Origin of the sequence: Tautonia plasticadhaerens (genome assembly GCF_007752535.1) — a bacterium.
Taxonomy (GTDB): Bacteria; Planctomycetota; Planctomycetia; order Isosphaerales; family Isosphaeraceae; genus Tautonia; species Tautonia plasticadhaerens.
In genome coordinates this window covers 6752547-6771579 of sequence record NZ_CP036426.1, presented here as the reverse complement: position 1 = coordinate 6771579, position 19033 = coordinate 6752547, and the positions used below count along the sequence as shown (strand labels likewise).

Below are 19033 nucleotides of genomic sequence, written 5' to 3'. Positions count from 1 at the left end.
GCTACTTCGATTGAATGCTTGCCTTGCTAGAGGTCACGTCATCCCCAGCGCCTTCAATGCCGCCATCAGCGGGTCGGAGAAGAACACCGGGTCGACCCGCTCGATGATCTCCAGGAAGTTCCGCTTGTTCTCCAGCGGCACCAGCGCCCGCCGCGCACCGTTGTCCATCGCCATCTGGAGCGGCTCGGCCAGCGAATGCACCGACTTGATGTTCCCCAGGACCACCAGGGCCGGCAGCGAGGGCAGTTCCTCGGCCTCGATAGCCCCAGAGATACCGTACAGACCTCCGGGCCGCCGAGGTCACCATCAAGGTAGAAGTCCATCGGCGGCGCGTCGAGCAGGGTCGGCTGGTGCCAGTTGAACCGGCCTGGGGTTGGCCCCTCCCGGATGATTACCGGCCCTTGTGCTCCTCGAATCCGAAGAAGTACCTCGGCGAATGCTGGAACATGACGCTGCCGACCACGCCGTCGCTCAGGCGACGGACCTTGGCGAAGGGCGCCTTGATCCCGATGACCTCGAACTCGCTCGTCAGTTGGCCGGTGTCCCAGACCTGGCCGTGCTCGGCTTCGAGCGCCTCCCGGCTCCCCGGCCTGGCGTTGATCTCGGAGAGCATCTGACGACGGATGCCTTCGGTGGCCTCGGCCATTGTCGCTCCTTCCTGGTGCAGGTCCGGTCTGCTGCACCACATCGACCGATGACGCTGTGGGCCACGCCGCCGGCTCACATCTCCGATCATTATAAGGCATGCCGGGTATTCGGGTCAAAGCGGATGTTCAGTGGCCGGGCCCCGTGTCTCGGGCCACGAGGTTCCCCTGCCGATGGGATCACTGCACGCCCAACGCCTTGAAGACCGCATCGGACGGGTCCGAGTAGAAGCCGGTCTGGAACTTGGCGAATAGCTCGCCGGGGATCGTCGGGATGTCCCGCACGCTGGCCATCGGCAGCAGCACCCGCTTTGCACCGGCGTCGAAGGCCACCTGCAACGACTCGGCGAGGTTCTCGACCGGCACGATGCTGCCACCGAGGCTCATGCTGCCCAGGACGACCATCTGCGGCTGGAGCGGCCTGCCCAGCACCCCGGAGCAGAGGGCGACGAAGGCCGCCAGCGTCATCGCCGTCGTCGCCCCGGTGTTGTGCAACTCGACGACGTGCAGGTGGTAGTCGTGATCACCCGCCTTGATCGAGGCGCTGATCCGCCCGGCGTTCGCCCTGAAGTAGTCGAAGCCGACCTTGATCGCCTCCTTCGCCCCCGTGCTGGAGCCCAGCCCCGAGGTCTTCAGCGACCCGCCCCCCGCCGTCACCTGCGTCTCGATCCGGTACAGACCCAGGTGGCCGGCGCTCCCCGTGGCGACCGTGTGCATGACCCCGGGGCTCAGCGGGCCGTCGGGGATCAGCGAGCCGCCGCCCTGCTCGGGGACGCCGATGAACCGCTCCTCCAGCGTCTCCTGGTCGGTGTAGCTGAAGTGGACATCGTAGAACTCCATGCCGCCGATCTTCTTGAGTTGCTCCTTGACCCGCCTCCGGGCCTCCAGGGCGTATTCCAGGCAGCGCCGGACCGCCTCCTTGTCGTACTCCTCGTGCGGGTAGAGCAGCTTCAGGAGGCCCGAGGCGGTGTGCCGGACGGCGATCGTGTCCCGCTGGTTCAGGTCCCGGCCCAGCCGGAAGTGCCGGCTGATCGCATCGCCGAAGTTCCGCTTCCGCATCTCCCGCAGGAACTCGGCCAGGTAGTCGACGATCAGCCCGTAGCGGTCCGTGAAGAACTCGGGCCGCATCTTGGGGATTTCCCAGCCCGGCACGTAGGCGTGGAAGCGGTCGAAGAACGCCGAGTCGATCATCGCCTCGGGGAACGGGGCGAACAGGTGGCTGGTCTTGACCAGCGTGTCCACCGGCTGGTTGACGTTGCCGACGAAGACCATCGAGGCGTAGGCGTTGATCGAGTCCCGGCCCCGGGCGAAGGAGCCCGACGCCATGTAGTCCTTCATGATCTGCACGCCGTCCTTGTCCTTGAACGAGATGCCCGCCACCTCGTCGAAGGCCACCACGTCCCACAGGCCGACCAGCCCCACCGAGCGCCGGGCCATGTTGTAGAACAGGTTCGCCACCGTCGTCTGCCCGCCGGAGACCAGGATGCTGTTCGGGCTGATCTCCTTGTAGATGTGGCTCTTGCCCGTGCCCCGGGGGCCGAGTTCGCAGAGGTTGTAGTTGTTCTCGATCAGCGGGACCATCCGGGCCAGCAGGTGCCACTTCACCCGCTCGTCGAAGTTCGCCGGCTCCATCCCGGTCGACCGGAGCAGCGCGTCGATCCACTGGCCCTCGGTGAAGGCCCGCCTTGCCTCGAACAACTCCTCCATGTCCATGTTCGGCATCTGGATCGGCTTCAGGTCACGCAGCAGGAACGGCGAGCCCTTCTGGTCCTCCTCGTAGAAGTACTCCAGCGTGGCGATGCACCAGATTCCGCCGACCAGCAGCTTCTCGAACTGCTTGACGTAGCCGCTGCCGACCTCGATCCCCTTGACGCCCAGGTTGCTCAGCAGGGCCTCGTACACGTCCCGACGCTCGTTGAGCGCCACGGTCACCTTGTCGATGACCTTCAGGCTGCCCCGCTCCCGGATCAGCGACTTGACCTTCTCGGCCTCGTCGGGCCGGACGTAGTTCTCGGACAGGACCCGCTTGACCGTCCTGAGCCCGTCCTCGATCACCGCCTCGTCGCTGGAGGCGCAATACGACCCGAGCAGGTACTCCAGGACGTAGACGGGGACGTTGGCCCCCTCCTTGACCAGCTTGGTCAGGTCCTTGCGGACGACCTTGCCCGGGAAGTGCCGGGTAAGCAGGTCGTCCAGGTCGGGGCCGATCGCCCTGTCGTCGGCGTCAGAAGTCATCGGTGAAGGCCCGGTCGATGGTCACGCCCACGCCCTGCTGCTCGATGCCCGTCTCGGCGTCCCGCAGCACGAGCCGGTAGGGCGTCTTCTTATTGTAGGGCCGCTCCTGCAAGACCAGTTGCACCCACTTCTTCCGCTCGTCCATGTCCCCGGAGGCACTGTCGAAGGTCACCGACTCGACGTTGGTCACCGGCTCCTCGCCCTCGTAGACGGCCACCTTCAGGGTGACCGGCCTGACCCGATCGCCGACCGGCTCCATCTGGAGCAACTGGAAGCGGTGCCGGGCGGTGGTGATCCGGTGGCTGCCGCCCAGGACTTGCACCGAGACGGGCCGGGCCTTGGTCTCCTGGGCCGCCTTGCCCCGGACGTGCCGGACGGTCAGCACGGGGACGACGACCTCCTGGGGCATGGCCCCGCCGTGGATGAACCGGGCGCCCCCGACGAAATGGAAGCGGTTGGCCCCCTTGGGCACCCAGAACTCCATGTCGCCCTCGGCCCCCGCCGTGGCCTGCGTACGACCATGATACACCGCAGGTTGGTCGGGGAGATTCCTCCCCAGGAGGTACCGCTTCTTGGCGAGGACCGTGCCCTCGGGGCGGTCTCCGAGCTTGCTCCGGTCGGTCTCCCCGGGCATGGTCTCGGTGAAGAGGAAGCCGTGGTCGGCGGTCACGACGACGTAGTGGCCGTTGAGGTTGTTGACGACGTAGCCGACCAGGGCGGCGAGCGCGTCGATGGCCTGCCGCACGGCCTGGAAGGTCTCTCCCTCGGTCTTGGCGTCGTCGCCGGTGGCGTCGACCTTGTTGTGGTAGATGTAGACGACCCGGCTGTCCCGGACGAACTCCCGCCCCTCGTCCTTCTTCTTGGCCAGCAGTTCGTCGGCCTTGCACGCCATGCCGCCCACGGCCTTGAGGATCGCGTCCCGGTCGCCGGCGCCGCTCGGCCTGCCGTCCACCAGCACGTCCTTGTCCTTGTAGGCCAGGGACCCGTGCGGCAGGAGGGCGGCCATGCCCAGGGCCGTGTACGACGGCAGGACGCCAAGCTGGGAGGAAAGCGTGGCCTCGAAGCGGTACCGGCCGTTGAGTTCGGCGGCCAGTTCCCGGGCCGCCTCGTAGCGGAAGGCATCGCTGATGATCACGAAGGCCCGGCGGTTCTCGGCCTCCTCGACCCAGGGCAGGACGTGCCGGACGTAGAATTCGTGCTGGTTCGGGAGGAAGTCGATCCGCCACCTGCCGAGAAGGCCGCCGGGGGGCTCCAGGAAGCGGCCCCAGGCCAGGGCCAGGGCTGTCAGGTACCAGTTGACGTAGCAGGACTCCAGGGCCGCCCGCAGTTCCTTGAGGATGTTCCAGCCCTCGGACTCGGCCAGGTCGGCGGCCTCGCAGAAGAGTCGGTAAAGCTGGTCGAAGCGGTGAAGCTCCGTCTCGTAGGCCCGGTAGAGGGCCCCGGCGTCCGGGTAGTCGAAGCCGGCCTGGTGGCGGTTCCGGAGGTCGAAGAACTCGGCGGCGGCCACCAGGGCGTCGTAGACGGCGTGCAGCGCCCGGCGGGGGGCGGCCGGGGAGCCGGCGACCGCCGTCGAGGCCCAGTGCCCGGCCTGCCGGCGGCGGGCGACGGCCCGGATCGCGTCGGCGTCGATGGTCTCGGCGGTGGACTGGACCCGCTCCCGCAGGCAACTGGCGATGCGTTTCTCCACGCAGAGGAAGGTCATCACGTCGCCGAGATGCTCGACATCCAGCCCCGGCAGGTGCTCCTCGACCTTCAGGACCGTCGCCGCCTCGGCCGAGAGCCGGTCGTAGCTGCTGCCCCGGCTGCTGCTGTCGCGCCACTGGGCCAGGCAGACGACGGCGTTGGGCCAGCCCGTGCTCGGGAGGAGGAGGGAACGGAGGGCCTGGGGCACGTCGGCCTTGAGGCGGTGGGCGTAGTCGGTGAGCATCAATCGCAGCAGGAGGTTCTTCGGGCTGGGGCCCTCCTCGTGGTAGCCGAAGGTGGCCCGGACCATCTGCCAGAAGGGGGCGTCGAGGTCGAACTTCTCCATCTGGGCCCAGCAGTCGGGCGGGCGGTCGAGGTCCACGTCGTCGCCGGCCTCGGTCCAGGCGTGGAAGACGGTGCGGACGATGTTGAACAATTCGGGCTGGTCGGCCCTGGCGACGACGGCCATCATCTTGCGGTCGAGGTCGGCGGCCGTGTCGTCGGGGGCGACGAGGGCCTTGAGGCGCCCGAGGCGCTCCTTGCTGTCGAGGAACTTGCGGCGTTCGGCGAGGTGGAGCCGGAGGCCCTGGTTGTGCAATCCGAGTTGCTGGAGCAGGATCGAGGGGCGGTCGGCCCGGAAGCTGCGGCTGTAGAGGCGGATGTCGAGGAGCCAGTCGTCCTCGTAGTCGGGCTCCTCGGCGGGCGAGTAGAGCAGGAACTTGCCTTCGGGTTCCTCCCGCTCGATGCGGACCTTGGCCTCCAGCGCCCCGATCCGGTCCAGTTCCAGCTTGGTCACGCCGTCGAGTTCGAGCAGCCGGAGGGTGGTCTGGAACTCTCCCTCGGGGTCGTTCCAGAAGACGACACGGTGTCCCTCCTCCTCGAAGAGGCGCTCCAGGGCAGCGGTGATCTGGTCCAGGTCGCTCATAGGTTACTCTGCTAACCCAGGCCAAGGATGTATCCCTCGAACTTGACCTGATCAATAAAATCAATGCCGTCGTAGCGGCCAAAAGGATGCTGCGTAATCCGAAACAAGTGAGCTAATTCGCCGGCTCGCTGCGCGTTGACGAGACTGGCGAGTACACGCCAAGCATCCTCGTCATGAGGGTCAATCCAGGGGCCTAGCTGATTACAGCCCATGCACTGCTTTGGCTCGTACTTCTTCTTGGCTTTTTTCTTCTTGTCCGCTTGCTGGCCCGACGAATTTTTTCGCTGTTTGCCCTTTGACTTAGGGTAGGGTGCGTTGCAGTGCGGGCATAGAAGAGGAACAGTCAATGCAGGATAACTTTCCGCAAGAACGTGCTTCGATGAATCTGGGCTGATCGTCTCGTGTGGCCAAATCTCGAAGTCAATGACTCCCTGGTCTCTCAAGCCAAGTAGAAGATCAAGACAGTAAAGCCCCGTAATTGTATGGAAGGCAACCGCCGGCCCGTACCCCATGTACCATTGGCTAATTGCTTGAGGAGAAGCCAATTCCGCTAAACGGTAATACCCGACTTGGCGGTCGATGTAAAAATGGCGATCGGAACGGTCATAGTCTATTCGATAGGGGCCGTGACCGCCGAATTGAGGCATTCCATTAATTGCAGATGCAGTAGCCCTTGCGGTCTTGTATGATTGATATAGGGCCCCAAGACGACTAACCATCTTCCTCCATCCAGAAACAGAGAATATCGCCAGATCTGAATTCCACGGGAGGCCGAACCCGAAGTCTACAGCCACAAGAGTTGGGCGAGGCTCTTTCAAACGCTCCACCAACCATCTCCGACAGGACTTACGAGACCAATCCTCCAAGTCCTCCAGGCCCACAATGGAGAGTGCGTCCTCAGTCGCGTCGTAGAGAGCGACACCGAGATCGACCTCCTCGGTCTCTATATCTGCTCCAGACCAGTCAATCGAGATGATACGCTCGAACGAGAGGGCAGTCATTCGTCGCCACCTCCCCCAGTGACCGCCTTGACCTCAGCCAGCAGGGTGCCGAACTTGCCGTAGTTGACCTTCACGCCGTCGTCCAGGTCGAGGGTGATCCTCTGGTCGGCGTGGTGCTTGAGCACCTCGTCGAAGGAGAGCAGTTCGGCCTGTTGCTTCTTGAGGTCGTCCTGTTCCTTCTGGAGCTTGTGGCGGCGGGAGGTCGAGGGCGCCTGGGCCTTGTCGCCTTCGAGTCGCTCGATGCGGGCGGCGATCTGGCCCTGGAGCGGGATGACGTACTCGGTCCGCATCCGGGCGAGCGTGCCCTCGTGGTAGCGGTGCAGGTAGACGAGGCACTGGAAGGCCCGACGCCTGCCGCTGGAGAACAGCCAGTAGATGGGGCGCCGTTTGTACCAGCGGAGGTGGTCCTTGTAGAACCCCGTGGCAAGGTAGCGGCGGATCGTGTCCCGGGACCGCTCGCCCCGGGAGGGGTTGAGGGCTTCGGCGATGAACGCCAGGTTCTCTTCGAGGTGCTCCCCGGGCCAGGCCGCGCCGACAAACTGCTCGATGCGGCTCGCCGCGTCGTCGGGGATGCCCCAGTCGGCTTCGAGAAGGGGGACGATGCCGTCGTCGTCGGCGGGGAAGGTCGTGTGCTGATCGGGGTCGAAGCCGACGTTGCCGCCTTGGGCATAGACCAGCCCCGGCTTGTCGAGGCTGTAGCGGCCCATGACGCATCCGATGGCGTAGGAGATCAGCCGCTTGATGTCCTCTTCCCGGTTGGGGCGGTAGAGAGTGATCTGGTCGTCGGGGACCTCGGGGGAAAGCTCATCCCGAAGACCATAGGCTTCGATGAAAAGGCGGCTATTCTCAAATTCCAAGATTTTCATGCGTTGGAAGCGGCCCAAGTATTCTTTCTCGGCGGCCTCTTGAGACTGATGTGCCTTGATCGCTCTGTGTCGAAGTGCGGGGAGGACCTGAAAGCTCCAAGAGGTCTCGAATGAGTCCCAATCTTCTCGTGCCAGTTCGATGGCGATACGAACTGTATGCTCCGTCGTCGCCTGACTCTTGGTATCCATCTCCAGCACTGGCAAGTCTTTAATATTGCCGACCTGATTCTCTGTCGTAGGATTTGTTGCATCCAGTATGTGCTTGGAAACAGGGCTTGCAAGGAGGCCGAGGATGGTGTGAAGCTGGTCCTTCCTGGAGAAGCAACTTGCTCCCTTGACATCAAACAGAAATCCGGGGTCTGTGTAGCGCACTCCAAAGTAACCATAACTGGTAGTCGTCCATGTAACTCCTTCCCTGAAGTAGTAGTTCTGATTTCGCACGACAGACCTGGGAGTATTTGCTCGGATCGCCTTCCCGTCAGCCTCCCAGTTCACAACCCAGATGTTGTTCCCGAACCATCTGCGGTATTCGCCTCCTTTGTTGTATGGGAACCACTTCTTCTTACTGGCTTCCGCTTGTTGGCTGTCCACAAGCCCCAGGCCGATTCTCTTGAACGAAACTTCATACCAGATTCTTACAAATTCTTCGTTGCTTCCAGTCTGAAGACCTACACGAGGTTCGGCAATTGTTCCTAGTAGCTTTGCCGAGCCATAGATGTCGAGGGTACTCTTGGTAAGCCAATACGCCAGCGGACTCCCTGGAACTTGGGAGAAGTCAGTGTTGCTTGGCGAGTGGGTTGGCGTAATGAAGAAACGGGCTTCCAGTTCCTCGTTGCTTGTAACACTACCCTGTCTCTCGAAGAGTTTTCTGAACGTGCCTCGATATCCAGACAGCCTGGCGTTCCGATAAACAAAGCTGCAACTGCCAAAGTCTGACCCGAACACCCCACGTCCGTTGTGAATGAAGGTGTCGATCGTTTGGAGTGCCAAGAGACGCTTTCGAACATCCTCGAAGCTCGGAAGGAACATCCAGTTCGGAATCGTGATCATCCCGACGAATCCGTTCGGGGCAACAAAGTCGGAGTTCCTGCGAATGAAACAAGCGTACAGATCAGCCTTGGCGTCTTGGTATTGCTTGTTGATGAACACCTTGAGCGTGCTATCGTAGTATTTGCTGCCCATATAAGGCGGATTTGCTAACACGAGATCGTACGAACCGGCCAGCATCCGGGTTTGCTCGATGACGGGAAGGAAGATGGCCGCCGTCCGGCTTGCGATCTCACTCGTATGCCCAGCCACCTCCCGGCACCTCTGCTCGATCTGCGGCAGGCGAGCAGCCATTGCCGAGGGCACCTGGATGAGCGAGCCGAACGTCTTGGCATGCTGGAACAAGTCCACAAGGACCGTCACGTCCGTCAGGGAGGTGTACTGCGGGCGGGTCGCCGTCGAGGCAGCCCGGGTGAATAGGTCGTCCTCCGTCTCGAAAAGCTGGCCTGGCGGCGCCGTCTCCTTCGAGGCCGAGACGTTCAGGGCCGCCGCAATGTCCTCGGCGTCCATCCCGTCGGTCTGGACCAGTGCCCGGACCTGCGGCTGAATCTTCTGGTCGAAGATGCGGCGGTCGTCGGCCCGTGCCTTCATCATCAGGGCGAAGGCTGCAAGCTGGGCGGCTCGGTCGTCGATCTCCAAGCCGAAGAGGTTCTTGCCCAGGATCAGACGGGGGATGTCCCTGGCCCGGTAGCCCCGCTCCTGGTAGATCGCCCTGAATAGGTCGTACGCCTCCACCAGGATGTGGGCCGAGCCGCACGCCGGGTCGAGGAACGTGATCTCCTCGGGGTTGAGGCTCGTCGGCGTGATCTCCCGGAGTTGCTCCTGGACCTCGGGCGCCTGCTCGGCGGGCTCGATGTAGTACCTCATCTCGCCCTTGAGCGGCGACTGCGGATAGGTCGCCAGCCAGAGCCGCCCAAGCGTGTTCTGGACGAGGTAGCGGACGATCCACTTGGGCGTGAACCGCTGCGTGGCCGCCGGGATGTCGGCGCTGGGGACGACCTTGCCGATGACCTCCTCGTAGCGCTCGGAGATGTATGCCTCGTAGAGCCAGCCGATGATCTCGACCTCGCCCCAGTCCTCCTCGTCAATCCCGGCCACGAGCTTGCGGATCGACGAGTCGGAGTGCAGCAGGCCCTCCGGCAGGACCAGTTCCGTCTCGTCGTCGATCTTCTCGAACAGGAACGGCATGGCGTCGTGCAGGGCGTTGCACTGGGCCACCAGCAGCAGCCGGTAGAGTTCGCCCTCCTTCGTCCCCTCCAGCTTCAGGTCGATGACCCGCTGCCGCTTCAGGCCCGGCAACTCGACATGCTCGGCCTTTTCGAGCACCTCCGGGGTCGCCTTGCCCTCGGGGTGGCTCAGGACCCGGTAGCTTGCCCCGCCCTCGCCGTTCTCCAGGTAGTCGTGCAACTCCATGAACCGGATGGCGACCAACCGGTTGAACCACGTATAGGCCAGCGCCTCCATGGTCCGGTCGAAGCCGTCCCGCCCGATCCGCTCCTCCAGCGCCCGGCGCTGGGCCGCCACCCGCCGGGGATGGGCCCGACCGGCGATCACCACGGCGTCCCCCTGCTCGACGATCGGCTCGACCTTCTTCGGGGTCAGGCCGAAGTACGCCGCCCGGTCCGTCACCATGCGGATGAAGTCCCGGCGGGCCTGGGGGGCGTAGTTCTTCAGCTTCGTGCGGTTCATGGGCCTACTTGCGACGGGGGGCTCTCGTTCAACAGGCACGACGAATGAGGGGGATTGGGGACCGATGTCCCCCGTGCTGGGACCGAATCACCGAATCTGGATGCGTTCGTCTTTGCCCAGGGCCGCTTCAAGCTCCCTCCGCAAAGAGTCGAGGAAGCCGTTCACGTCGTCGTCGGTCTCCAGGTACGCCGACTTCACCAACTCGGCGGGCCGGACCACCCGCAGCTTCTTGACGGTCGGGGGCGTGACCACCACGGCACCGTTCCCCCGGTCGACGCCCGGTTCCGCCGCCTTGCGGGCGAACTCCTCGATCCGGGCCACTGCGTCGTCGAACTCCCTGACCGCCTCGGCCTCGGCCTGGGTGATGTGGGCCAGGCTCTCCTCCCGCTCCACCTGCCCCTTCAGGCGCTCCAGTGGCTTGAGGCACGCCGCCTTGAGCCCCGGGTCGGCCTGGATCGAGGCCAGGTCGGCGGTCAGGGTGGCGTAGTGGTCGTCGACCCGCCCGACGGCCTGCTTGCGGCGGTCGGCGATCAGGGCCGTGTTGACCGCCCCGACCGCGCCGATGAGCCCCTCGGCGTCCTTGATCATCTCGTAGGGGGCCGGGGCCGCCAGTATCTCCCCGATCCTCCTCAGCGCCGGGCCCGCCTGGGCATCCCGCTCCAGTTCCAGCCGGTTCAGGGCGAATTTCTCCCCGGCCTTGCGGAGCTTCTCCCAGGTCGGCTTCTGGTGGACGTAGAAGTGCTCCAGGTTGTGGTAGTCGTCGGCGAAGTCGAGCAGGTCAGCCCGCAGGGTGTTGAACCGCTCGATGAACTTGTAGCTGTCCATGTCGGTCAGCAGCTTGTTGACGAGCGTCAGGCCCTCGGCGATCTCCTCGGCCCCGGGGTAGCCCCCCGTCTCGGCCAGGGTCTTGTACGTGTTCAGGTTCGCCTGCCAGTCCTTCAGCCGGCCCCGGAGGAACGAGAACAGGGCGTCCTCGCCGTCCGGCCCCATCTCGGCGAATAGCTCCTTGCCGAGGTTCCGGGCGTTCTGGACGGCCTTCGGGTCGGAGGTTTGGCGCCTGATCACCGTGATCTTCCGCCGCTTGGCCGGGGAGGTGATCGCCTCATACGCCCGGTCCATCGGCAGCAACGCCCCGTCCATCATCAGGCCGATCTCGCCCAGGACCAGCAGCCGGGCCACCAGCAGCAGCACCTCCTCGTCCGGCCAGCCGTAGGGCCGGACGGAATACCGCTTCTCGATCAGGTCGTGCAGGACGACCTGCCGGCTGGCCTGGGCGCAGAGGGCGACGTGGCCCCGCACGTCCTCGATGGCCTGGGGGTTGTTCTCCCCGGTCTGGAACAGCATCGCCTCCTTGGCGGTGTCGTTGCTCCGGAGGACGGCCTGGACCTCCTTGAGCGGCTCGGCGGTGAGGCGCTCCAGGTGGCTCATCTTGCCGAAGGTGTTCTGGACGAGGTACTCCATCGCCTCGTCCAGGGCCGCCTGCGGCGTCGTCGCCTTGACCTTGTGCGGTTGGCCCGCCACGAAATACTCGGCTTCGGCGACCATCTCGGCCAGCAGGGCAGCGAGCCGCTTCCGGCGTTCCTGGTTCTCGTCGGCCAGTCCCCGGAAGATGCGTTTGGTCGAGTCTCCCTGGGTGCCGTCGTTCTTCTGGGTGAGATACCGCTCCGTCTGGAGATACGTGCGGATGTCCCGTCCCAGGCTTCCCTCGTTGCCGAGGCGGATCAGGACGATGCCCCCCTCGGCGTTGCTGTCCAGGACGCACTTGCCCTTGTCCAGGTAGTATTCGTAGTCGTCGGCCATCGGCGTGATGACCGAGACGAGCAGCGCCCCGTCCTTCTGGTTGCCGATCGGGTGCCCGTCGCAGCGGCGGTTGAAGTCGAAGTCCACCTTGTTGGCGGAATACCGGTGCTTCCGCTGGCCACGGAGCACCTCGTCGAAGACCAGTTCGCCGAGCAGCTTCGCCTCCGCGCCGCCCGACAACTCGACGAGCTTGATCTCCTTGTTGATGTCCCGCTCCTCGTTGGTGAGGAACGAGTAGAGGTCGCCGTTGCGGCTGATCAGCGTCTCCTTCTCCAGCCGCGCCAGGCCCTCCTCGATCCGCCGCCGCAGGCCCAGCCGGTCGGCGTCGATCCGCTCCAGGCAGAGGGTCACGAGGTTGTCCACGTTCCCCCTCATCTCCTCCACGTAGCGGATCAGGAAGAGGACCTGGAGCAGGCGGATGTCGAACGGCTCCAGGCCCGGGTTCGACTCGGCCTGGTCGATCGTCTTCTTGACCGCCGTGTCCAGGAAGCTCTCGATGGACGGGTAGAAGTCGTGGAGCGGCACCAGGACGCCGACCTCCTCGATGGAGGCGGCCTTGGCCGCCGTCTGGAAGGCGTCGAGCATCGACCGCTCGCCGCGCGCCAGGTGCATCCCCGAGGCCCCGACCTTGCGGATCGCCTCGAATATCTTCTGGACAAGCTGGAACTGGTACGGGGCGAACGGGTAGTTCCGGACGAAATCCTCGCCGTCCCGGTAGGGCCGGAAGGTCATCCCGCAGTCCTTAAACGTCAGTTGGTTCTTGAGGATGTCGCCCTGCGTCTTGTACAGCCCCTCCAGTTCGCCCACGGCCCCGGGCACCTTGGCCAGGAGCCGGGCCTGGATCACCTCATCGACGTTGGCGCTGGAGAGCGACAGCCGGGTCTTGAACCGGCCCTGAATCTTGGAGAAGTCGTTGGCCTTGGAGGTCTTCATCTCCCCCAGCACGGCGTCGATGTCCTCCTGCGACGTGACCACGACCCAGGCCCGGCCCTTGCAGGCCGTGCCCAGGTTCTCGGTGATCGTCTGCAAGTTGAGCATCAGGTGCGAGTCGGTGCCGATGAACTGGCCGACCTCATCGACCAGGAAGATGATCCGGCGTCCCGGCCCCCGGGAGTCGAGGTACTCCCGGACCCACCTGGAGAAGTTCTCGACGGTGATCGAGAAGTTGTCCTCGGCCCCGTCGATCCACTTCTCGACGGCCTGCTGGCTCTGGCCCAGCGTCTCGGCCAGGGCCTTGACGACCTCATCCCGGTTGAACTGGTAGGCGTCCCGCTCGTCGGCCCATTCGGTGCCGGTGTGCCTGCGATAGGCGTCGTGGAACGCCGCCAGCCGCCCCTTGGCCTCCAGGTGGCGCTCCATGTGGGCGATGTGCGGGTGGTCCCCGCTGTAGCCCTGCATCTCGTTGAGGACCTTGAGGAAGACGTACAGGATGGCGTCCCGGCCGGCGCGGTGGTCGGCCTTGCTGTCGATGTTGAAGAGGATGACATCCGTGTCCGAGGCGACGGCCCGCTTGATGTCGCCGAGGAGCATCGCGTCCTTGATCTTGCCGTCGAAGAACTCGACCGCCCGCCGATCCTCGCCGTCGTGCGCGTGGGGGGCGTTCTCCAGCAAGTAGGACAGGACCTTGAGGAAGTGCGACTTGCCCGACCCGAAGAAGCCGGAGACCCAGACGCCGATCCCGCCGGCCACGTTGGGGTCCAGGGGGCGATCCAGGGCGTCGGTGTAGGAGGCGAAGAACTTGCGGAAGTGCCCGTCGAGTTCCCGGGTGACGACGAACTCGTCCAACTCCTGCCAGACGGAGGACTCGTCCAACTGGTCGGCCTTCACGACCCCGTTGATGGGCCGGAAGATGTCGCGTTCGAAGAGGTTCTTGATCAGCACGGCGGCCTCCCCAGCTAGACCAGCTTGAACGCCCGGTAGTAGTTGTTACTCTTCACCTTGCCGAACAGCCGGAGCGACTGGCGGTCGTAGCGCCCGGGGTAGAACATCACCAGCGGCGTCTGCCCCATGACGGGGTGCAGGTTATTCAGCAGCGTGTGCGACCGAAGCAGCGGCCACGCGCCGCCGACTCCGGAGACGAGCACGAGGTCGTGCCGGTCGGGCCGGGCCACCTCGGCGAAGACGGCGGCCAGCTTCGTCTCGTGCAGGGGGCCGGCGAGCGCCTTCATGAGGGCCTCGTCCCCCTTCTCTCGCTGCATCCGGATGGCCTTCTCCAGCAGGCTGCGGCCCCGGAGGTAGTCCAGCACGAAGTCGAAGAGGTTGACGTGCTTGACCCGCAGGTCGGGCCGCTGCTTGGGCAGGTGCTCCAGCAGCACCCGGATGAAGTCCCGCACCCGCAATTCGTCCTCGGGCGGGTAGTCGAAGATGTAGAAGGCGATCTCGTTGCCGATCCCGCCTCCGCTGAGGAAGTCGTCCGAGGTGATCCGGGGCAGGATGCGGTTGAGCCGCTCGTTGAGGTCGTCGCTCATGGGGCCACCCGGATGCAGCGGAGGACGTGGCGCTCGTCGTGGTCCTCCAGGTAGCGGGTCACCTCGCCGGAGGGGTAGGCCGCGCGGAGCCTCCGGGTCCGGGTGCTCTCGATGTAGCCGGCCTGGGCGAGGGCCTGGTACACCGAGGACCGCAGCCGGTGTCGCGTCGAATCGTGCCACTCGGGCATCTCGGGGTCGCGTTCCCGGCAGCCTTCGAGGTAGTCGTCCCACACGCCATAGGTCAGCACGTCCCGGTAGAGCCGGTATTGCTCCCGGACGGCCAGATCGAGGAAGTCGGCGAGCAGGGGGCACTGCTTGACGGCGGCGGCCAGGACGGCGTGGGTTGCGACGGTGGCCGAGCCGTCCCTCACGAGCCCCCAGAGGCCCGGCCCCATCGTCGCCAGGCGCCCCCGGATCAGGGTGGTGAGCCTCCTGGCCGAGGCGGGGCTCCGGGCCTGGAGGGCGTTGTCCTCGACGATGGCGGCCCGCCACCCCGCCGCATCGACCCCCCGGAGCAGCAGGTCGGCGATGACCCGGCTCTCCCGCAGCTTGATCCCCCCCGCCGTCAGGTTCGCCCGATACCGCATCCGTTCCCCTCGGGCACCGTCACCGGCCGTCCGACCGGCCCGCCCGGGGTGCCCGGTCGGTCCCCCCGACGGGTCGAAGCCACCGGCCGGGGTCACGACGCCGAATCGGGGGACGATTCTAGCAGATTGCCTCTCGGCTGGGAACGGCTGTTGCCCGGCAACCATTGATGCACCATGAACTTGCGGCGTTCGATCCAGGTCCACGCCGACCTGCACGATTTGCGTGATTGGTTGGTTTCAGATGGCTAGACTATCGGCTTTGGAGGCGTAGTTCAATGATACGATAGGTCGCCCGGCAGAGCCGCAGGGGCCAGGGGTGAGTGATGATGCCCGGGGTAGGACGCTCATGACCTTCAAGGACCACTTCTCCGGGCACTCCGACCGCTACGGGGCCTTCCGCCCCACCTACCCGGAGGCCCTCTTCGCCTACCTGGCGTCCCTGGCCCCGGGCCATGACCTGGCCTGGGACTGTGCCACCGGCAGCGGTCAGGCGGCCCACGGCCTGACGCCCCACTTCCGCTCCGTCGTCGCCACCGACGCCAGCGCCGCCCAGGTCGCCCAGGCCCGTCCCCACGAGCGGATCGCTTACCTCGTCGCCCCCGCCGAGCGGACCCCGATCCCCGACGGAACGGTCGATCTGGTGACCGTCGCCCAGGCCCTCCACTGGCTGGACCACGACCGCTTCTACGCCGAGGTCCGGCGGGCCTGCCGCCCCGGGGCCGTCCTGGCGTGCTGGTGCTACCAGTTGCACGCGATCGACCCGGGGGTCGATGCCGTCGTCGGGCGCTACTACGCCGAGGTCGTCGGGGGCTACTGGCCGCCGGAGCGGCTGCTGGTCGAGGCCGGCTACCGGACCCTGCCGTTCCCCTTCGATGAGTTTACATCTCCTTCTTTCGAGATGATCCAGCATTGGGACCTGGAACGCCTGGTCGGCTACCTGGGCACATGGTCGTCGTCGCAGCGCTACCGGGCCGACCGTGGCCGGGACCCATTGGACGAGATTCGGGACGACCTCGAAGCGGCCTGGGGCGACCCGGGCCGAGAGCGGGAGGTCGTCTGGCCGCTGCACCTGCGGGTCGGGCGGGTGACGGCGGACCCTTGAGCTACGTCGGCCTGCGAATCGTCGTTGAAGCCCATCCCCGAAGGAATTACGATCGCGTCCGGCGTCCGGTCACCTTTCGATCCGAACTTCCGGAGCCGGCCATGAGACGCTTTCGGTTCTCGATCGCCGCCATGCTGGTCGTCGTCCTGTTCGTTGCCGTTGCCGTCGCCGCCCTCCGGCAGGCCGACGCCCTCTGGGATAGCGCCCTGTTCAGCCTGGCCCTTGGCCTGCTGGCCCTGGCGGTCCTGGTGGCCGTCCACCGCCCCGGGGGCCGACGGGCGTACTGGCTTGGCTTCGCCCTGGTCGGCGGGGCCTACCTGGGGGCCAGCCTGGTCCCGCCGATCGAGGCCCGGCTGCTGACGACCCGGGCACTTGTTGCCCTCGACGCCCGGATGCCGGGGAGGGATGACCTGATCTCCTCCTCCGTCTGGACGATCGGCCCCGGGAATCGGGCCAACGCCCTCGCCTCGGTCGCCTTCTCCCCGAACGGGCGTATCCTGGCCTCCGGGAGCCAGGGGTCGGTCCGCATCTGGGACGTGACCACGGGCAAGCCGATCGGCGGGCCGGGTGGTACCTCGGAGCACTTCCTGCGGGTCGGCCACACGCTCGTTGCCCTTCTGCTGGCCTACCTGGGGGGCCACTTTTCCCGGTGGTTGCAAAGCAGACGCCCAGACCAGGAGGTACAGGGTCAGGCTCCTGCTGCGTCCGGGACTTGATCGGGGCGATTTCGGGCCACCCCGAGCCCGACGTTCACGGACCCAGGGACGCAGGTACGAGTGATGCCCCCGTTTGGCTTCCAAGTACTAAAGAATTCGGAGAAAAAATCTGGAGTGGGTCCCATCTGCCGGGGTGGATGGAACGGCAACGGTAGGGCAGGCGCTTTGGGCTCGTCGAAGCGGGGACTCCGGAGTCCCGGCCAGGGTCCCGAGGAGGAGGTTTTAGCCACCCGGTCTCCTGTTCTTTTGTTCATAACGGGGAGGCCGTGGGCAGGTTCTTCGAACCCCAAGCATACATACGGCATGGGGAACCGAGCACGAGCACGCGATCGTCGGCGAATCGCCGCCGGGTCCAGGGGCCTGGCGATGTCGCTGTATGAGATCGCCGTACACGAGGCCGCCCACGCCGTCCTGGCCTGGGCCACGGGTCGCCCGATCCTCGGCCTGGCGATGGTCTCCGACGAGGAGTACGCCCGCCTCCGCAGGCGGCCCCGGTCCTTGAACTCGTGGGGGCAGGCGTACTACCCCGGGCCGCCCGCCTGGGCCTCGAAAGACCGGCATAGTCGCCCCCTCGCCGACCGTGAAGCCATGGTCGGCATGGCCGGAGACCTCGCCGTCCGGCTGTATCGGGGCACGCCCTTGAGGAAAGAGCCGACCGAGACCGACCTCGATCCGATGGTTCATGCCGCCGCCCTGGCGGCCGAAGCCGGGGAGGATGTCGAGGCCCACATGAAGGAACTCGCATCAAAGACGGTACTCGTCCTGAACACCTACTGGGACCGGCTCCTGGGGCTTGCCGACGAGTTACTCGACAAACGCAAGCTGACCGGCCCCGAGATCAAGGCCCTCCTCCAGAGCCCACGGCCCTCTTCGTAGGCCCCGGCATCGGCATCTCCTGGTACGTCCCGTCCCACGTCCTATCTTGGGGATGGACACCGAACCAGGAGCCGCCCCCATGAAGTTGACCGAGGCCCCCGTCCTGCCGCCGCTGCCGCCGCAGGAGTATGAGCAGCTACGCGACAGCATCCGGGATCGGGGCGTCCTCCAACCGCTCCTGATCACCGCCGACCATCTGCTGATCGACGGCCATGAGCGCTGGCGGGCGATTCGGGAACTCGGGCTGACCAAGTACCCGCTGCGGGTCCTGGGCACACTCTCCGACGCCGAGCGCAAGGAACTGGCCATCCGGCTGAACGTCGAGCGGCGGCACCTCAGCCGGGCCGAGCGGCAGCGGCTCCTGGAGATGGTCCTCGCCGAGTCGCCGAGCAAGTCCACCCGGGAGGTGGCCGACCTGTTCCGGGTCGATCACAGCACGGTGAGCCGGGCCCGCAAGCGGCTCGTCTCAGGTGGTGCATTTACAACACCTGCGGCGATCACCGGCCGGGACGGAAAGACCTACCACTACCCGGCGACCTCCGTCGAGAACCCCAGCGTGGCTCGGATTGCCGGCCGGCTGCTCGCCGAACTGGGGGACGATGCCCCCGAGGGCGGGGCCTCGCTTCGGACCCTCAACAAGCGGCGATTCGAGTTGGAATGCAAAGAACTCCTGGGCCGGACCGCCCCGGCGCTGCCCACCGACTTCAAAATCCACGCCCTCGACTTCCGCAAGCTGGGTGGCCGGATCGAATCGGAATCGGTCCAACTGGTCGTCACCGATCCGCCCTGGCTCGGGGAGTATGAGGAGTTACGAGTGCCATTCGCCGAGGCCGTCTCCCGCATCCTCAAGCCGGGCGGGTTCGCCTGCGTGTACTCAGGGCACTTTCACCTGAAAGAGTTCCTGGACGTGCTCTGCGGGGCAGGGCTGACGTACCGCTGGCTGATCGCCTGTACCAATGAGGATTCGATGGGGGCCGTTCGCTCCGGAGGCTCGATCCTGACCCTCTGGAGGCCGGTCTTGCTCTTTCAAAAACTCGGCGGGCGTACCAAGACGCCCAGGATTCTGCGGGACCTGATCGAGTCCGGGGCGCGGGAGAAGGCGAGCCACCCGTGGCAGCAACCGATCGAGGAGGCCATCCAGTTCGTCAAGACCCTCAGCGAGCCGGGGGACGTGATCGCCGACCTCTTCGTCTGCTCGGGGACCGTACCGGCGGCTGTGGCGACGGTCGGCGAAGGAAGGCGGTTCGAGGGGACGGAAATTGACGGCGATCTGGTCAGGGCGGCCCGGCGAAGGGTCCACGAGGTCTTGAAGGCCGGAGGCGGGGCCGTACCCCTGGCGACGGGATCGTCATGAGGCGATCGGCAAGCATCCCCGTTCGACGTTGATATCGGGC

General features: G+C 65.6%; 13 protein-coding genes. 4 read left to right on the top strand and 9 right to left on the bottom strand.

Annotation, left to right across the window (positions count from 1 at the left end; genetic code table 11):
* Positions 1-33: 33 nt before the first annotated feature.
* The 9 genes from ElP_RS26985 to ElP_RS26945 all read right to left on the bottom strand — a co-directional run bounded on the left by ElP_RS26985 (position 34) and on the right by ElP_RS26945 (position 14945).
* Positions 34-201, bottom strand: coding sequence for a hypothetical protein (locus ElP_RS26985; RefSeq protein ID WP_197446406.1), 168 nt, complete (start codon positions 199-201; stop codon positions 34-36).
* A 190-nt stretch (positions 202-391) separates the two neighbouring features.
* Positions 392-646 (bottom strand): hypothetical protein, encoded by a 255-nt coding sequence (locus tag ElP_RS26980; protein WP_145275558.1) that lies wholly within the window; start codon positions 644-646, stop codon positions 392-394.
* Positions 647-824: 178 nt separating this feature from the next.
* Complete coding sequence (gene brxL, locus ElP_RS26975; protein WP_197446405.1) at positions 825-2879, bottom strand: protease Lon-related BREX system protein BrxL; 2055 nt, start codon at positions 2877-2879, stop codon at positions 825-827.
* Positions 2869-5487, bottom strand: coding sequence for a BREX-1 system phosphatase PglZ type A (pglZ, locus tag ElP_RS26970; protein WP_145275556.1), 2619 nt, complete (start codon positions 5485-5487; stop codon positions 2869-2871). The genes brxL and pglZ overlap by 11 nt, the downstream gene beginning before the upstream one ends.
* An 11-nt stretch (positions 5488-5498) precedes the next feature.
* Entirely contained in the window at positions 5499-6488 is a 990-nt protein-coding gene (locus ElP_RS26965) for a hypothetical protein (RefSeq protein WP_145275554.1), read from the bottom strand.
* On the bottom strand, positions 6485-10090 hold the full coding sequence (gene pglX, locus ElP_RS26960; protein WP_145275552.1) for a BREX-1 system adenine-specific DNA-methyltransferase PglX: 3606 nt from the start codon (positions 10088-10090) through the stop codon (positions 6485-6487). Before pglX ends, ElP_RS26965 begins: the two co-directional genes overlap by 4 nt.
* An 87-nt stretch (positions 10091-10177) precedes the next feature.
* Positions 10178-13771 (bottom strand): BREX system P-loop protein BrxC, encoded by a 3594-nt coding sequence (brxC, locus tag ElP_RS26955; protein ID WP_145275550.1) that lies wholly within the window; start codon positions 13769-13771, stop codon positions 10178-10180.
* Between the two features lie 14 nt (positions 13772-13785).
* Positions 13786-14358, bottom strand: coding sequence for a DUF1788 domain-containing protein (locus tag ElP_RS26950; protein WP_145275548.1), 573 nt, complete (start codon positions 14356-14358; stop codon positions 13786-13788).
* The gene (locus ElP_RS26945; protein WP_145275546.1) at positions 14355-14945 is read right to left on the bottom strand and encodes a DUF1819 family protein; all 591 of its coding nucleotides are present in this window, start codon (positions 14943-14945) and stop codon (positions 14355-14357) included. Before ElP_RS26945 ends, ElP_RS26950 begins: the two co-directional genes overlap by 4 nt.
* A 346-nt stretch (positions 14946-15291) precedes the next feature.
* Here ElP_RS26945 and ElP_RS26940 point away from each other — a divergent pair, with 346 nt between their 5' ends.
* The 4 genes from ElP_RS26940 to ElP_RS26925 all read left to right on the top strand — a co-directional run bounded on the left by ElP_RS26940 (position 15292) and on the right by ElP_RS26925 (position 18993).
* Positions 15292-16047 (top strand): class I SAM-dependent methyltransferase, encoded by a 756-nt coding sequence (locus ElP_RS26940; protein ID WP_145275544.1) that lies wholly within the window; start codon positions 15292-15294, stop codon positions 16045-16047.
* Positions 16048-16148: 101 nt separating this feature from the next.
* A complete protein-coding gene (locus ElP_RS38735) occupies positions 16149-16763 on the top strand; it encodes a WD40 domain-containing protein (RefSeq protein ID WP_197446404.1) in 615 nt (204 codons plus the stop codon).
* A 366-nt stretch (positions 16764-17129) separates the two neighbouring features.
* Positions 17130-17639: a zinc metalloprotease gene (locus ElP_RS26930; protein ID WP_145275542.1), complete on the top strand. Its 510-nt coding sequence runs from the start codon at positions 17130-17132 to the stop codon at positions 17637-17639.
* Positions 17640-17718: 79 nt separating this feature from the next.
* Positions 17719-18993, top strand: a complete 1275-nt coding sequence (locus tag ElP_RS26925; RefSeq protein WP_197446403.1) for a ParB/RepB/Spo0J family partition protein — start codon at positions 17719-17721, stop codon at positions 18991-18993.
* The last annotated feature ends 40 nt before the right edge of the window (positions 18994-19033 follow it).

Coding starts and splice junctions, on each gene's coding strand:
- ElP_RS26930 (WP_145275542.1), top strand. CDS start 17,130: ATGTCGCTGTATGAGATCGCCGTACACGAGGCCGCCCACGCCGTCCTG.
- ElP_RS26925 (WP_197446403.1), top strand. CDS start 17,719: ATGAAGTTGACCGAGGCCCCCGTCCTGCCGCCGCTGCCGCCGCAGGAG.
- ElP_RS26940 (WP_145275544.1), top strand. CDS start 15,292: ATGACCTTCAAGGACCACTTCTCCGGGCACTCCGACCGCTACGGGGCC.
- ElP_RS26965 (WP_145275554.1), bottom strand. CDS start 6,488: ATGACTGCCCTCTCGTTCGAGCGTATCATCTCGATTGACTGGTCTGGA.
- ElP_RS26945 (WP_145275546.1), bottom strand. CDS start 14,945: ATGCGGTATCGGGCGAACCTGACGGCGGGGGGGATCAAGCTGCGGGAG.
- ElP_RS38735 (WP_197446404.1), top strand. CDS start 16,149: ATGAGACGCTTTCGGTTCTCGATCGCCGCCATGCTGGTCGTCGTCCTG.
- ElP_RS26980 (WP_145275558.1), bottom strand. CDS start 646: ATGGCCGAGGCCACCGAAGGCATCCGTCGTCAGATGCTCTCCGAGATC.
- pglZ (WP_145275556.1), bottom strand. CDS start 5,487: ATGAGCGACCTGGACCAGATCACCGCTGCCCTGGAGCGCCTCTTCGAG.
- ElP_RS26950 (WP_145275548.1), bottom strand. CDS start 14,358: ATGAGCGACGACCTCAACGAGCGGCTCAACCGCATCCTGCCCCGGATC.
- brxL (WP_197446405.1), bottom strand. CDS start 2,879: ATGACTTCTGACGCCGACGACAGGGCGATCGGCCCCGACCTGGACGAC.
- pglX (WP_145275552.1), bottom strand. CDS start 10,090: ATGAACCGCACGAAGCTGAAGAACTACGCCCCCCAGGCCCGCCGGGAC.